Source organism: Spirillospora sp. NPDC049652 (assembly GCF_040675125.1).
In the GTDB taxonomy this organism is placed as follows: domain Bacteria; phylum Actinomycetota; class Actinomycetes; order Streptosporangiales; family Streptosporangiaceae; genus Spirillospora.
Map to the genome: position 1 here is coordinate 1 of NZ_JBFAOF010000145.1, position 11,451 is coordinate 11,451.

An 11,451-nucleotide genomic window follows, 5' to 3' on the forward strand; every position below is an offset into this window, starting at 1 on the left:
GCCACGCCGCGCCACCGTCGCCCTCCTCGAACACCTCCACCGCCAGGGACGCACCGAGCGCCTCCCCGAGGGGCACCGCGTCCCCGGCGACGCGCCCTCCGGCGGCGCGCCCTCCGGCGACTGACCGGCGGCCACGGCCGCTTCCGCACCCCCTTGTTAGGCAAGTCGGTGCTTGCCTAACATGGAGTAGTGGAGGACGATCTGTTCAAGGCCATCGCCGATCCGACCCGGCGGCTGATCCTGGACGAGCTGACCGAACGCGACGGGCAGTCCCTCTTCGAGATCTGCACGCGTTTGATCACCAAGCACGGGCTCGGCCTGTCCCGCCAGGCCGTCAGCCAGCACCTGGCCGTCCTGGAGGCCGCCGGACTCGTCCGCACCCGGCGCGAGGGCCGCTACAAGTTCCACGACCTCGACACCGGACCACTCGAACGCATCGCCCGCCGATGGCTCCGCCACCGCCCACCGGAGGACACACCATGAGGATCAACATCACCAGCGTCTTCGTCGACGACCAGGCCAAGGCCCTCGCCTTCTACACCGACGTCCTCGGCTTCCAGAAGAAGCACGACGTCCCCGTGGGCGGCGCCCGCTGGCTCACCGTCGTCTCACCCGAGCAGCCCGACGGCACCGAGCTGCTCCTCGAACCCGACGGCCACCCCGTCGTGAAGCCCTACAAGGACGGCCTGGTCGCCGACGGCATCCCCGCCGCCTCCTTCGCCGTCGACGACGTCCAGGCCGAGCACCGCCGCCTCACCGCCCTCGGCGTCCGCTTCACCCAGGACCCCCTCACCATGGGCCCGGTCACCACCGCCGTCCTGGACGACACCTGCGGCAACCTCATCCAGCTCACCCAGGCCGAGTAACCGGCCCGGGTTCGCCGGCGGTCAGTAGCCGGGCACCCCGGTGATCCGATGGATGAGCCGGTACCGCCGTATCGCCACGCTCCTTTCGGTGCGCCCGAGCTTCTCGGCCGCATCCGCGGTCGACATCGCCAGTACGACCGCGTCCTCCTCCGGCGCCCACCGGCGCGGAGATGACCGCGCCCTCATTCCGGCTGGACGGACCCATTCGCCGACGGCCACCGCCTTGGCGTACTTGCGTTCGAGCGCCAGGCACCCGTCGTAGTACAGCCAGCGGGCGAAGTCGGCGGCCGGCTCGCAGGTGATGAGCAGGTTGTAGATCTCGTCGCGCTTGTTCGGCCTGACCGTACGCCGGACCCCGGTCACCTCGAACACCTTCTCGCACACGAACGCGCTCAGCCGCGGACTCGCCGTCGTGAAGCTCACGAAGGGGTAGCCCTTCCCGGTGAATCCCACCGAGCCGTCGGCGTCGATGAGCGCACGCATGTAGTCCGGCTCGCTGAACGGTCGCGCAGGGGGTTCGATGATGGCCGACTTCTCCCGGCCGGCAGGCCCAAGCCCTCCAGCGCGCGGCGTGCTTCCAGGTCGAAGAGGCGCCAGATGGCCGTCCGAGACGGCTCCTCGGAGGTGAAGTTCGTCGATCGCGTCCTGAAGGTGATCGAGGAGGGGTAGGGGACGAGCTGCTGGAAGCGCTCGAGGACTGGAAGATCTCGCTCCGAGAGTTCGAGGGAGATCCGTCCTCGGTCCCGGGACTGAGAGCTGAGGTGCCCGTCGGTCTGGAGGAAACCGAACAGGTAGGCCATCTCGGGCCGCTCGAGATCGAAGACGCGGTGGGCGCGGTCCATGTCGATCTGCTTCCGGGGTCGGCCTCGGCGGACGAGTGGACGTAACTCCTGAGGAGTCGCGCGCAACCATTGCGCGTAGTGGCGGTGACACAGCCCTCGGGCCTTCACCGGTCTGGCGCAGTACTGGTCCGAACACTCCGGCGTCGCCATAGGGATCCCTTCGATCTTCATGAGTCGAACTTGGGTTCGACTGATTGTCGCGTGCCGGGCGATGCCGCAAAGCCGGAAGTGGGGCTGCGAAGAGTGAGCATTTTGTTACACTTGGTGATGGAGGGGTGGCTGAAGCGACAGTGTGCGGAAAATAAGTTGAACCGACTTGTGGTGATCTGGCGTCATAGTTCCCGGTTCGAATAACTGCCGAGTTCGGAGAGGGGCACGCGGTGCCTTATCAGGTGTTGGAGGGCGGGCGCGTCCCGATTCGGATGTGGGCGGACCCGTCCACCGTCGAGGAAGTCGCCCTGGAGCAGTTGCATAACGTGGCGCGGCTCCCGTGGGTGGAGGGGGTGGCCGTCATGCCGGATGTTCACTATGGCAAGGGGGCGACCGTCGGCTCCGTGATCGCCATGTGCGACGCGGTGTCCCCCGCGGCGGTCGGCGTGGACATCGGCTGTGGGATGACGGCGGTCAAGTCCTCGCTGACGCTCGAGGACCTGCCGGATGACCTTTCCGGCCTGCGTGCGAAGCTGGAGAAAGCCGTTCCGGTCGGGCGCGCATCACACAAGAACCCTGTGGATCCGTCCGCGATTCCGGGCCTCAAGGAGCGTGGGTGGTATGAATTCTGGGCCGAATTCAATAGCCTTCACAAAGGTGTTGTGAATCGCCTCGGAAAGGCTCGCTCGCAAATTGGCTCCCTCGGAAGCGGCAACCATTTCGAAGAACTGTGTGCAGATGATGACGGGGCAATTTGGCTTGTTCTGCATTCCGGGTCTCGGAATATCGGGAAGGAGCTCGCGGAGCGGCATGTCGAGGCGGCTCGGCGGCTTCCGCACAACCAGGACCTGCCCGATCCCGACCTCGCGGTGTTCCTGACCGGCACCGAGACGATGGACGCCTACCGGCACGACCTGTTCTGGGCGCAGGAGTACGCGCGGCGCAACCGCGCGGTCATGATGGCGCTCGCGCAGAACGTGGTGACGCGGTGGTTCGGCGAGAAGCGCTGCAAGTGGGGCGAGGTCATCTCGTGCCACCACAACTACGTGGCCGAGGAGACCTACGGCGGCGTGGACGTGCTGGTCACCCGGAAGGGAGCGATCCGCGCCGGACGGGGCGACCTCGGGATCATCCCCGGGTCGATGGCGACCGGGACCTACATCGTGCGCGGGCTCGGCAACGAGCTCGCCTACAACTCCGCGTCGCACGGCGCGGGGCGGAAGATGAGCCGGAACAAGGCGCGCAAGACGTTCACGGTCCAGGACCTGGAGGAGCAGACCAGGGGTGTCGAGTGCCGCAAGGACGGGGGCGTGCTCGACGAGATCCCCGGCGCGTACAAGGACCTGGAGTCGGTGATGGCGGCGCAGACCGACCTCGTCGAGGTGGTCGCGCACCTGCGTCAGCTGATCTGCGTGAAGGGATGAGGCGGGGATGCCGGTGAGGACGGCCGGTCGCAGGCAGCGGCCCGCGAGCGCGCGTTCGGCGGCGGACGGCATGAAGCTGCACCGTCGCGGTGTGCGCCTGGCCGGCCGTCCGCACACGGTCGTGTCGCTTCGGCCGGGGACGGCGGTGCGGTTCAGCACGAACCTGTTCCACGGGACGTGGCATGTGCTGTCGGACCGGCATGGGGCGCGGCTGCTGGGTCGTCTGCTGTGGGGTCTGTCCTACCAGTCGCGGCCGGGGACGCTGGTGGTGATCGACCGCGAGTTCATCACCACGACGCCGTTCGACGGTGATCCGGCCGACCGGATCGTGCTGGTTCCCGCGTGGGACACGCCGTTCACCGCGCGGCATGCGCGTGCGTTGAAGGCGCGGCTGCCGCTGGTGTCCGCGCCGGACGGTACCGTCCGGTGGCATACGCATGGTTTGGACGCGGCGCTGACGGATCCCAAGGCGTGGTTCGAGGCGAACTGGGACCGGGACGCCCGTGTGCACGGCCGCGTGGAGCGGCTGAACGGGCTGGTGGTGCTGCGGCCTCAGTCGCCGCACGAGATGCGGGAGTGGGCCGTCCACGCCGCGAGGCTGGACCCGCAGGCGCACGGCATGGACTACTCCTATCTGGGGGAGGGGGCGCACTACGCGTCCGGTGAGGTGCAGGTGTTCCGGAGTTTCCGCCGGGACGTGTCGGTCGCGCGCCGTGCCCGCGCTGAGGTGCTGGCCGAGTTGGACGAGCCGGTCGGCGCGGAGGTGCTGCGGCCCCTGGTGTGGGATCGCGCCGAGGTGTTGAAGCGCTGACCGGCTCGTCCGCGGGGTCAGGCGGGGGTGACCGGTTCCTGGAGTTCGGTCAGCCAGTCGTCCTGGTTCTCGGGGCATTCCAGGCTGATCTCCCTGGGGTAGCCGGTGGAGCGGTAGCCGTTGGCTTCGATCCAGCGGCCGAGGGCCTGGATGGTCGGGAGCATGGCGGAGGGGGAGCCGCGGTGCAGGACCGTCGCGGCCTGCTCGATGGCGGGCAGGTCGAGGACGTGGAGCCGGCCGTCCCGCGTGGGCGGCGCGGTGACCTGGACGCCCGCGTGGACGAGGACGCCGCCGTCGGGGGCGTCCTCGTAGTAGGCGACGCCGGGGCCGGACGGGGTGATGCCAGCCTTCTCGATGAGCTGGAACAGTTCGGCGTAGAGCGGCTGGATGACGGGGGTGATGGCGTCGAAGCCGGTGGCGAGGCCCGTCACCTCCGCGATCCGCAGTCGGGGCAGGGTCTTGACCACGATGTCCTCGTCGGGCATCTGGCCCTCCTTCTCGATCGACCGGAGTCTCGCCTCGACCTGGACGAGCCGGGCCGCGGCGGCGGTCATCGCCGCCTCCAGTTCGGCGCGCCGCAGGCGGAGCATGGCCCGCAGCTGGTCGGTGCTGACGTCGTCGTCGACGATCTCTCGGACCTGCTGCAGGGTGAACCCGAGTTCCTTGAGCGCGATGACGCGGTTGAGCCGGGTCAGCTGCCCGGCCGTGTAGTACCTGTACCCGCTGTCCGGGTCCACCCGCACGGGGCGCAGGAGTCCGATGGCGTCGTAGTGGCGCAGCATCCTGACCGACACGCGGCCGTGCCGGGCGAATTCTCCGATGGTGAACATGGTGTCTCCGAGTCCAGGGCCTGACACGGTGTGAGGGTCAAGCACGCTACTGGGCCCGGTTTCGTCGGGCCTGCTCCGTGGGACGGGAGGCGAGGGGCAGGAGGTGTTCCGCTGAACGTCCGGTCGATCTTCGAGTGCCGTGCTTGCGGGGTTGCGCTCACGGGGGCTCTGCTGCGGGTGCGGATGCCTCGTCCCGGTACGACGCCGCCGATGCATTTCACGTGCCCTGTGCTGATGACGGCCGGAACGTATGCGGAGGGGCTGCGGGGGTTCGTGCTGGCGCCGGGTGACGTGTTCGGGGTTCGGCTCGTTCCGGAGCGCTGTGGCGACGGTTGCCTGGGTGTCGTCCCTGGTGAGGAGCCCAATCTGGCGTGCGTTTCGTGTGGTGCCGGTCTGGGGGAGCGGACTGACGACTGCCAGAGCTGGCAGACGGTCGTGCTGCTTGCGGAGGCCGTCCGCACACGGGATGAGGAGACAGAGGACGAGCCCTGGGAGAATCCGGACGAACGTCTCGGGCGTTTCCCGATCGACCATGAGGGGCGGCCCGACTGGTTGTGGTTCGGGCGCCTGTCGCTGGGGGCGGACGAGCTGCTCGCCCGATCGCGGGGCCTGCCGCTGTACTTCGCGGCCGGGACAGAGCCGTTCCGTGATTTCTTGTCGGGGTTGCTGGGCGGTTCGGCGGGGGCGGAACTGTTGCGCGCGCTGCCGTCGGACGGACGTCGACCGGTGGAGGGGCCTCTGGCCGTGTGTGATCTGGACGGTCCGGGGCGTCCGTTCGGGGAGTTGCTGTACGCGCGGGAGGGCGGGGTGCTTCTGCTCCGGATCGTGCCGGACGACGATCCGGAGCTGCCTGTGCCGCTGGTGCCCGTCCATGGGCATGTGTGGCGGTATCTGGCGTGGGGCGCCCGCCGGAAGGCGTGGGAGGACGACGCGCCGGTCCGGCTCGCGCCGGGGGTGTCGTTCAGCGAGGGGAGCGGTCTGCGAGCGCGGCGTCGATGGCGGCGGTGACGTCGGCGAGGACCTCGTCGCGGTTGGTCTCGTTGAAGATCTCGTGGCGCGCCCCGGGGTAGAGCCTGGTGGTGAGGGCGGTGCCGCGAATGGCCTCGATGCCGACGCGGGTTCCCTCGACCGGGACGAGCCGGTCGTCCTCGCCGTGCAGCCACAGGACGGGCAGGTCGCCGAGGGTGCCGTGCCGGTTGGCGGCGTCGATCGAGGTGAGCAGGGCCTGGACGGTCGCGGGTTTGAACGGGCCGTGCCAGACGAGCGGGTCGGCGGCGTAGGCCCGGCCGACGTCGGGGTCGCGGGAGAGCGTGGACGGGTCGATGGGGACGTCGGGGATCTCGGTGAGGTCGCGGAGGGCGGCGAGGGCGTCCCAGCGGCCGAGGACGGGGCCGGAGAGCACCAGGGCGGTGAGCCGCTCGCCGTGGAGCTGGGCGTAGCGGGTGGCGATGAGCCCGCCCATGGAGTGCCCGATCATGATCACCGGGAGGCCGGGCAGGTCCTGCCGGGCGGATTCGACGACGGTGTGCAGGTCGGCGACCAGGTCGTCCACGTCGCCGATCAGGACGCGGTCGCCCGCCGAGCGGCCGTGGCCGGTGTGGTCGGGGCCGCAGACCAGGGCGCCGTGCCCGTGCAGGGCGGCGGCCACGTGCTCGTAGCGGCCGAGGTGCTCGCCGTAGCCGTGGACGAGGACGGCGACGTACCGGGGCGCGTCGTGCGGCCAGATGCGGGCGGTGACCGCGCCGTTCACTCCGGCGAACTCCCACTGGCGGGCGGGGGGCATGGAACCTCCAGGATGCGGCCGCGGAAGGCGCGCGGCCGCGGGGTGACGATGATCGCGCCGATACCGTCTCCCGCGGTGCGCGGGATCGTCAACCGGCGCAATAGGCTGGGGCGTCCAGACGTCGGAGTGGTAGGAAAGGGGCGCCCGTGCTGGTCGACAGCTTCGGACGGACCGCTACGGACCTGCGGGTCTCCCTCACCGACCGGTGCAATCTGCGGTGTACGTACTGCATGCCGGCGGAGGGTCTGGAGTGGTTGCCCAAGCCCGAGATGCTGACCGACGACGAGGTGGTCCGGCTGGTCCGGATCGGGGTGGAGCGGCTCGGCGTCACCGAGGTGCGCTACACCGGCGGTGAGCCGCTGCTGCGCCGGGGGCTGCCCGAGCTGGTGCGCCGCACGGTGGAGTTGTCGCCGCGTCCGCAGGTGTCGCTGACCACCAACGCGATCGGGCTGGCGCGGCTGGCGGGGCCGCTGGCGGCGGCCGGGCTCGACCGGGTCAACGTTTCGCTCGACACCCTGGACCGCGAGACGTTCCGGACGCTCTCCCACCGGGACCGGCTGCCCGACGTCCTGGCGGGGCTGGAGGCGGCGCGCGCCGCCGGGCTGCTGCCGGTGAAGATCAACGCGGTGCTGATGCGCGGGGTCAACGACCATGAGGCCGTCCCGCTGCTGCGCTGGTGCCTGGACCAGGGGTTCCGGCTGCGGTTCATCGAGCAGATGCCGCTGGACGCCCAGCACGGCTGGAGCCGGGAGAACATGATCACGGCGGACGAGATCCTCGCCCGCCTCGGCGCGGCGTTCGCGCTGGCCCCGGCGGACGCGGCCGAGCGCGGCAGCGCCCCCGCGGAGCTGTTCCTGGTGGACGGCGGTCCGGCGACGGTCGGGGTGATCGGGTCGGTGACCCGGCCGTTCTGCGGGGCGTGCGACCGGGTCCGGCTCACCGCGGACGGCCAGGTCCGCAACTGCCTGTTCGCGACGGAGGAGTCCAACCTCCGGGACGCGATGCGGGCGGGCGCGTCGGACGACGAGCTGGCCGACCGGTGGCGGGCGGCGGTGGCGCGCAAGCGGGCGGGGCACGGCATCGACGACCCGTCGTTCCTGCAGCCCGTCCGCCCGATGTCGGCGATCGGCGGCTGACCGCCGCGCTCACCGTCCGCTCCGGGCCGCCCGCCCCGGGCGGGGCGGCGCCCTGATCGGGTGGGCGTGCGACGATGGCAAGGTGACGGACGAGCCGCTGGACACCCGTGTCGAGATCACCGTCCCACCGGAGGAGGAGGTCGGCGCGTTCGCCGGGTTCGCCTCGGTGTGGCGTGCCCGGGACAGTTTCGTCCTGGACTTCGCCACCGAGGTGCGTCCGCCCGAGGTCGCCGAGGACCGGGCGACCGGTGAGCGTTACGTGCACGTGCCCGCCCGCGTGGTCGCGCGGGTCCGGATCCCGCCGGGGCAGGTGTGGGACCTGATGCGCGCACTGGAGCAGAACCTCAGCGCCTACGAGCGCGAGAGCGGCACCAGCACTCATGGCGAATGACCCGGTGAACGCCGCCCGGGCCGCCGGGACCCGCGATTCGTCCGGTGCGGCCGGGTTCGATGCGGTTCTGCTGGCCGGGGGGCGGGCACGCAGGCTGGGTGGTGCGAACAAGCCCGCGATGAAGGTCGGCGGGACGCCGCTGCTCCTGCTGACGGCGCAGGCGGTGGAGGCCGCCGGACGGGTCGTGGTCGTCGGCCCGCCGCATCCGGACCTTCCGCACGCGACGTACGTCCGGGAGGACCCGCCCGGCTCCGGGCCCGTCCCGGCTCTGCGTGCGGGGTTCGCCGAGGTCCGCGCGCCCTGGACCGTCCTGCTCGCCGCCGACCTGCCGTTCCTGCGGCCGGAGCACGTCGCCGCGCTGCTCGGCGCCGCCGAGCGTGGGGGCGCGGACGGGGCGGTGTTCGTGGACGACGACGGCCGCGCCCAGTGGCTCACCGGCGTGTGGCGGACGGCGGCTCTCCGGCGTGCGCTCGACGGGTACGCGGGCTCGCGGCTGGGCGGCGTCCTCCGGGGGCTGCGTCCGCTCGCGGTCGCGGTGCGGGACGCGGGGGAGCGGCCGCCGTGGTTCGACTGCGACACCCCCGAGGCGCTGGCCGAGGCGGGCCGGAGGGCGTCCGGCCCGTACGATCGGTCCCGGAATCCGGTGAAGGGGGAGATGACGGTGCTGGAGGAATGGATCGACGCGGTGTGCCTGGAGCTCGGCATCGACCGCGCCGACCTGGACCGCGACCTGGTCCTGGACCTGGCGCGGGACGTGGCGCACGGCGTGGCCCGTCCCGGCGCGCCGCTGACCGCCTACCTGCTGGGCCTGGCGGTCGGACGCGGCGCCGCCGCCCGGGACGCGTCCGCCCGGGTCACCGAGCTGGCCCTGTCCTGGAAGGCCGGCGAAAAGGCCGACCAGAAGGCCGACGAGGCCCGCTAGGTCGCGTGCCCGCCGTGGGTCTGCGCCGCCTCGTCAAGGACGAGGAAGGCGGCCTCGGCGACGAACGGCTTGCACATGAACGCCTCCAGGCGCGGCTTGGCGCCGGCGTCCAGGTCGGCGAGCGCGGCGTAGGTCATGGAGCGCGCGGCGTAGAAGTCGGTGGCCATGTCGGCGAGCTTGTGCTGGATGGCCTGGAGGGCCAGCAGCGGTGCGCCGGCCACGACGTTTCCCTTTCCCACCTGCGGATACATAACGTAGCGATCAGCTACGGAGAGTGAAAATCGGGAGGGTGGCCATGTCCCGTCCGCACACGATCGCCTGTCTGGCCCGCACCGCTGTGCCGGTCGCCGTGCTCGCGCTCGCCGCTCTGCCCGCCGGTACCGCAGGGGCCGAGTCATCGGGCCGGGCACCGGTGTCCTATCGGGCCGACCGGCAGGTCCAGGACGGCAAGTCGTGCCTCGACAAGGCCGTCAAGCTCGGCGCGACTCAGGACCTCGCCGGCAACGCCTGCGGCCAGAAGACCGTCAACGACTGCAAAGAGGGCTTCCACCAGGGATACGGATGGCCCGCCGCCATGAAGTACCAGCCCGCCTGCACCGAACTCGCGCCGTCCAAGGGCACGAAATCCGCGCCGTGAGCGCGGCGGGCCGAACACCGGCCCTTGACCGGAACCGAGGCGCGGGACGCTAGCCGTCGGTCGGGGACAGCTCGCCCATCGGGACGACGTCCTTGAGGAAGTCGCGGCGGTCCAGGAACTGCGAGAGGCCGTCGCGGTGCTCGTCGCAGGCCAGCCAGACCTTCCGCCGCTCCGGCGTGTGGATCTTCGGGTTGTTCCAGCGCAGGGCCCAGACCGCCGGGGCCTGGCAGCCCTTGGCCGAGCAGAGGGGCTCCTCGTCCGCGGGGACGTCCGGAGGGGATTCGGTCACGGCCCCAGCGTAGCCACCCGGCCGCGCCGGCCGCGCCGGCGGTCCCGGCCGACCGGAGGCCCGGCCGGTCGATCCGGGCAGGCCGGTCCGCGGGCGCAGAGGCCTCGGGCTAAAGCGGTGGGCAAGAGCGGGGACGGGAACGGTCGCGGCCGGTGCGCGCCGTGTTTGCCCTGACGGGGGACGGTGAAGATCTCGTTCTGTGACGAGCGAGACGGCGGAGCCCCAGCCGTGCGCCCACCCGTGGCGTGCGCTGTCGGTCTGCCTCGTCGCCGCCTTCATGACCCTGCTGGACGTGAGCATCGTCAACGTCGCGCTGCCGTCCATCAAGACGGGGCTGCACGCCTCCGAGGGCGGGCTGCAGTGGATCCTGTCCGGGTACGCGCTCACCTTCGGCCTGGTCCTGGTCGCGTCCGGCCGGATCGGGGACGCGCGCAGCCGGCGCGCGACGTTCATGGCCGGCCTGACGCTGTTCATCCTGTCCAGCGCCGCGTGCGGCCTCGCGCCGACGATGCTGTGGCTGGTGATCGCGCGGCTCGTCCAGGGCGTCGCGGGCGGGGTGCTCAACCCGCAGGTCGCGGGCCTGATCCAGCAGCTGTTCCAGGGCGCCGACCGGGGCCGGGCGTTCGGCGCGCTGGGCGCCGTCATCGGCATCGCGACGGCGGTCGGGCCGGTGCTCGGCGGCGTGCTGATCCAGATCGCCGGGACCGACACCGGCTGGCGCTGGATCTTCCTGATCAACATCCCGATCGGGCTGGTCGCCCTGGTGCTGGCGCGGATGCTGCTGCCCGCCCCGGTCTACGGCGAGAGCCAGGGCCTGGACCCGCTCGGCGTGCTGCTGCTCGGCGCGGCGGTCGTCGCGTTCATGCTGCCGTTCCTGCAGGAGCGGACCTGGCACGGGCAGGCCAAGTGGCTGCTGGTGGTCGCCGGGCTGGTGCTGCTCGCCGTGTTCGTGGCGTGGGAGCGGCACACCGACGCGCCGATGGTGAACCTCGGGCTGTTCCGGCTGCGCTCCTACTCGCTCGGGTCGGGGATCGCGCTGCTGTACTTCGCCGGGTTCACCTCGATCTTCTTCATCTTCACGCTCTACCTGCAGAACGGCCTCGGCTACAGCGCGCTCGGCGCGGGCCTCGCGATCACTCCGTTCGCGCTCGGGTCCGGTGTCGCCTCGGCGGCCGGCGGCCGCATGGTCGGACGGCTCGGCCGTCCGCTGGTGTGCGGCGGGCTCGCGCTGGTCCTGCTCGGGCTGGTGCTGACCTGGATCGCCGTGGAGGTGCACCCCGGCTCGGGCGCCGCCTGGTGGACGGCGCTCCCGCTGCTGGTCGCGGGCGTCGGCAGCGGCCTGGTGATCTCCCCGAACCAGACCATCACGC

16 protein-coding genes are annotated in these 11,451 nt (G+C 71.3%); 11 read left to right on the forward strand and 5 right to left on the reverse strand.

Features of this window, described 5'->3' with window-relative positions; all coding sequences use genetic code 11:
• The 3 genes from AB0J52_RS12830 to AB0J52_RS12840 all read left to right on the forward strand — a co-directional run.
• The coding region (locus AB0J52_RS12830) for a SelB domain-containing protein (protein ID WP_500181756.1) at nt 1-124 on the forward strand (124 nt) is incomplete at its 5' end.
• A gap of 65 nt (nt 125-189) precedes the next feature.
• Nucleotides 190-483 carry an ArsR/SmtB family transcription factor gene (locus AB0J52_RS12835; RefSeq protein ID WP_500181743.1) on the forward strand — a complete coding sequence of 98 codons (294 nt, stop codon included), beginning with the start codon at nt 190-192 and terminating at the stop codon, nt 481-483.
• The gene (locus AB0J52_RS12840) at nt 480-866 is read left to right on the forward strand and encodes a VOC family protein (RefSeq protein ID WP_500181744.1); all 387 of its coding nucleotides are present in this window, start codon (nt 480-482) and stop codon (nt 864-866) included. The genes AB0J52_RS12835 and AB0J52_RS12840 overlap by 4 nt, the downstream gene beginning before the upstream one ends.
• 21 nt (nt 867-887) lie before the next feature.
• Here AB0J52_RS12840 and AB0J52_RS12845 read toward each other — a convergent pair whose 3' ends face one another.
• Nucleotides 888-1,349 (reverse strand): hypothetical protein, encoded by a 462-nt coding sequence (locus tag AB0J52_RS12845; RefSeq protein WP_500181745.1) that lies wholly within the window; start codon nt 1,347-1,349, stop codon nt 888-890.
• 739 nt (nt 1,350-2,088) lie between these two features.
• Here AB0J52_RS12845 and AB0J52_RS12850 point away from each other — a divergent pair.
• Nucleotides 2,089-3,282 carry an RtcB family protein gene (locus AB0J52_RS12850; protein ID WP_500181746.1) on the forward strand — a complete coding sequence of 398 codons (1,194 nt, stop codon included), beginning with the start codon at nt 2,089-2,091 and terminating at the stop codon, nt 3,280-3,282.
• Nucleotides 3,283-3,352: 70 nt separating this feature from the next.
• Nucleotides 3,353-4,093, forward strand: a complete 741-nt coding sequence (locus AB0J52_RS12855; RefSeq protein WP_500181747.1) for a hypothetical protein — start codon at nt 3,353-3,355, stop codon at nt 4,091-4,093.
• 17 nt (nt 4,094-4,110) lie between these two features.
• Here the strand turns inward: AB0J52_RS12855 and AB0J52_RS12860 are convergent, their stop codons facing one another.
• Nucleotides 4,111-4,923 carry a MerR family transcriptional regulator gene (locus tag AB0J52_RS12860; protein ID WP_500181748.1) on the reverse strand — a complete coding sequence of 271 codons (813 nt, stop codon included), beginning with the start codon at nt 4,921-4,923 and terminating at the stop codon, nt 4,111-4,113.
• Between the two features lie 210 nt (nt 4,924-5,133).
• Here AB0J52_RS12860 and AB0J52_RS12865 point away from each other — a divergent pair, with 210 nt between their 5' ends.
• Nucleotides 5,134-5,931 (forward strand): hypothetical protein, encoded by a 798-nt coding sequence (locus AB0J52_RS12865; protein WP_500181749.1) that lies wholly within the window; start codon nt 5,134-5,136, stop codon nt 5,929-5,931.
• Here the strand turns inward: AB0J52_RS12865 and AB0J52_RS12870 are convergent.
• Nucleotides 5,885-6,706 carry an alpha/beta hydrolase gene (locus AB0J52_RS12870; RefSeq protein WP_500181750.1) on the reverse strand — a complete coding sequence of 274 codons (822 nt, stop codon included), beginning with the start codon at nt 6,704-6,706 and terminating at the stop codon, nt 5,885-5,887. The genes AB0J52_RS12865 and AB0J52_RS12870 overlap by 47 nt on opposite strands.
• A gap of 146 nt (nt 6,707-6,852) precedes the next feature.
• On the opposite strand from AB0J52_RS12870, the gene moaA reads away from it, so the two are divergent.
• The 3 genes from moaA (at nt 6,853) to AB0J52_RS12885 (ending at nt 9,155) form a co-directional block, all read left to right on the forward strand.
• Nucleotides 6,853-7,842: a GTP 3',8-cyclase MoaA gene (gene moaA, locus AB0J52_RS12875; RefSeq protein ID WP_500181751.1), complete on the forward strand. Its 990-nt coding sequence runs from the start codon at nt 6,853-6,855 to the stop codon at nt 7,840-7,842.
• An 82-nt stretch (nt 7,843-7,924) separates the two neighbouring features.
• The gene (locus tag AB0J52_RS12880; protein ID WP_500181752.1) at nt 7,925-8,233 is read left to right on the forward strand and encodes a DUF3467 domain-containing protein; all 309 of its coding nucleotides are present in this window, start codon (nt 7,925-7,927) and stop codon (nt 8,231-8,233) included.
• Nucleotides 8,223-9,155 carry an NTP transferase domain-containing protein gene (locus tag AB0J52_RS12885; RefSeq protein ID WP_500181753.1) on the forward strand — a complete coding sequence of 311 codons (933 nt, stop codon included), beginning with the start codon at nt 8,223-8,225 and terminating at the stop codon, nt 9,153-9,155. The genes AB0J52_RS12880 and AB0J52_RS12885 overlap by 11 nt, the downstream gene beginning before the upstream one ends.
• Here AB0J52_RS12885 and AB0J52_RS12890 read toward each other — a convergent pair.
• On the reverse strand, nt 9,152-9,553 hold the full coding sequence (locus AB0J52_RS12890) for an acyl-CoA dehydrogenase family protein (RefSeq protein WP_500181757.1): 402 nt from the start codon (nt 9,551-9,553) through the stop codon (nt 9,152-9,154). The genes AB0J52_RS12885 and AB0J52_RS12890 overlap by 4 nt on opposite strands.
• Between AB0J52_RS12890 and AB0J52_RS12895 the strand changes: the two genes are divergently transcribed.
• On the forward strand, nt 9,451-9,792 hold the full coding sequence (locus tag AB0J52_RS12895; protein WP_500181758.1) for a hypothetical protein: 342 nt from the start codon (nt 9,451-9,453) through the stop codon (nt 9,790-9,792). The genes AB0J52_RS12890 and AB0J52_RS12895 overlap by 103 nt on opposite strands.
• A 49-nt stretch (nt 9,793-9,841) precedes the next feature.
• Here the strand turns inward: AB0J52_RS12895 and AB0J52_RS12900 are convergent, their stop codons facing one another.
• A complete protein-coding gene (locus AB0J52_RS12900; RefSeq protein WP_500181754.1) occupies nt 9,842-10,081 on the reverse strand; it encodes a hypothetical protein in 240 nt (79 codons plus the stop codon).
• A gap of 199 nt (nt 10,082-10,280) precedes the next feature.
• On the opposite strand from AB0J52_RS12900, the gene AB0J52_RS12905 reads away from it, so the two are divergent.
• Nucleotides 10,281-11,451, forward strand: a 1,171-nt coding sequence (locus AB0J52_RS12905; RefSeq protein WP_500181755.1) for an MFS transporter, incomplete at its 3' end; no start/stop codon positions are given.

Bases quoted from the DNA above. Each gene is read 5' to 3' on its own strand.
- AB0J52_RS12895 (WP_500181758.1), top strand. From the start codon at position 9,451: ATGTCCCGTCCGCACACGATCGCCTGTCTGGCCCGCACCGCTGTGCCG.
- AB0J52_RS12855 (WP_500181747.1), top strand. From the start codon at position 3,353: ATGAAGCTGCACCGTCGCGGTGTGCGCCTGGCCGGCCGTCCGCACACG.
- AB0J52_RS12860 (WP_500181748.1), bottom strand. From the start codon at position 4,923: ATGTTCACCATCGGAGAATTCGCCCGGCACGGCCGCGTGTCGGTCAGG.
- AB0J52_RS12845 (WP_500181745.1), bottom strand. From the start codon at position 1,349: ATGCGTGCGCTCATCGACGCCGACGGCTCGGTGGGATTCACCGGGAAG.
- AB0J52_RS12870 (WP_500181750.1), bottom strand. From the start codon at position 6,706: ATGCCCCCCGCCCGCCAGTGGGAGTTCGCCGGAGTGAACGGCGCGGTC.
- AB0J52_RS12840 (WP_500181744.1), top strand. From the start codon at position 480: ATGAGGATCAACATCACCAGCGTCTTCGTCGACGACCAGGCCAAGGCC.
- AB0J52_RS12890 (WP_500181757.1), bottom strand. From the start codon at position 9,553: ATGACTCGGCCCCTGCGGTACCGGCGGGCAGAGCGGCGAGCGCGAGCA.
- AB0J52_RS12885 (WP_500181753.1), top strand. From the start codon at position 8,223: ATGGCGAATGACCCGGTGAACGCCGCCCGGGCCGCCGGGACCCGCGAT.
- AB0J52_RS12865 (WP_500181749.1), top strand. From the start codon at position 5,134: ATGCATTTCACGTGCCCTGTGCTGATGACGGCCGGAACGTATGCGGAG.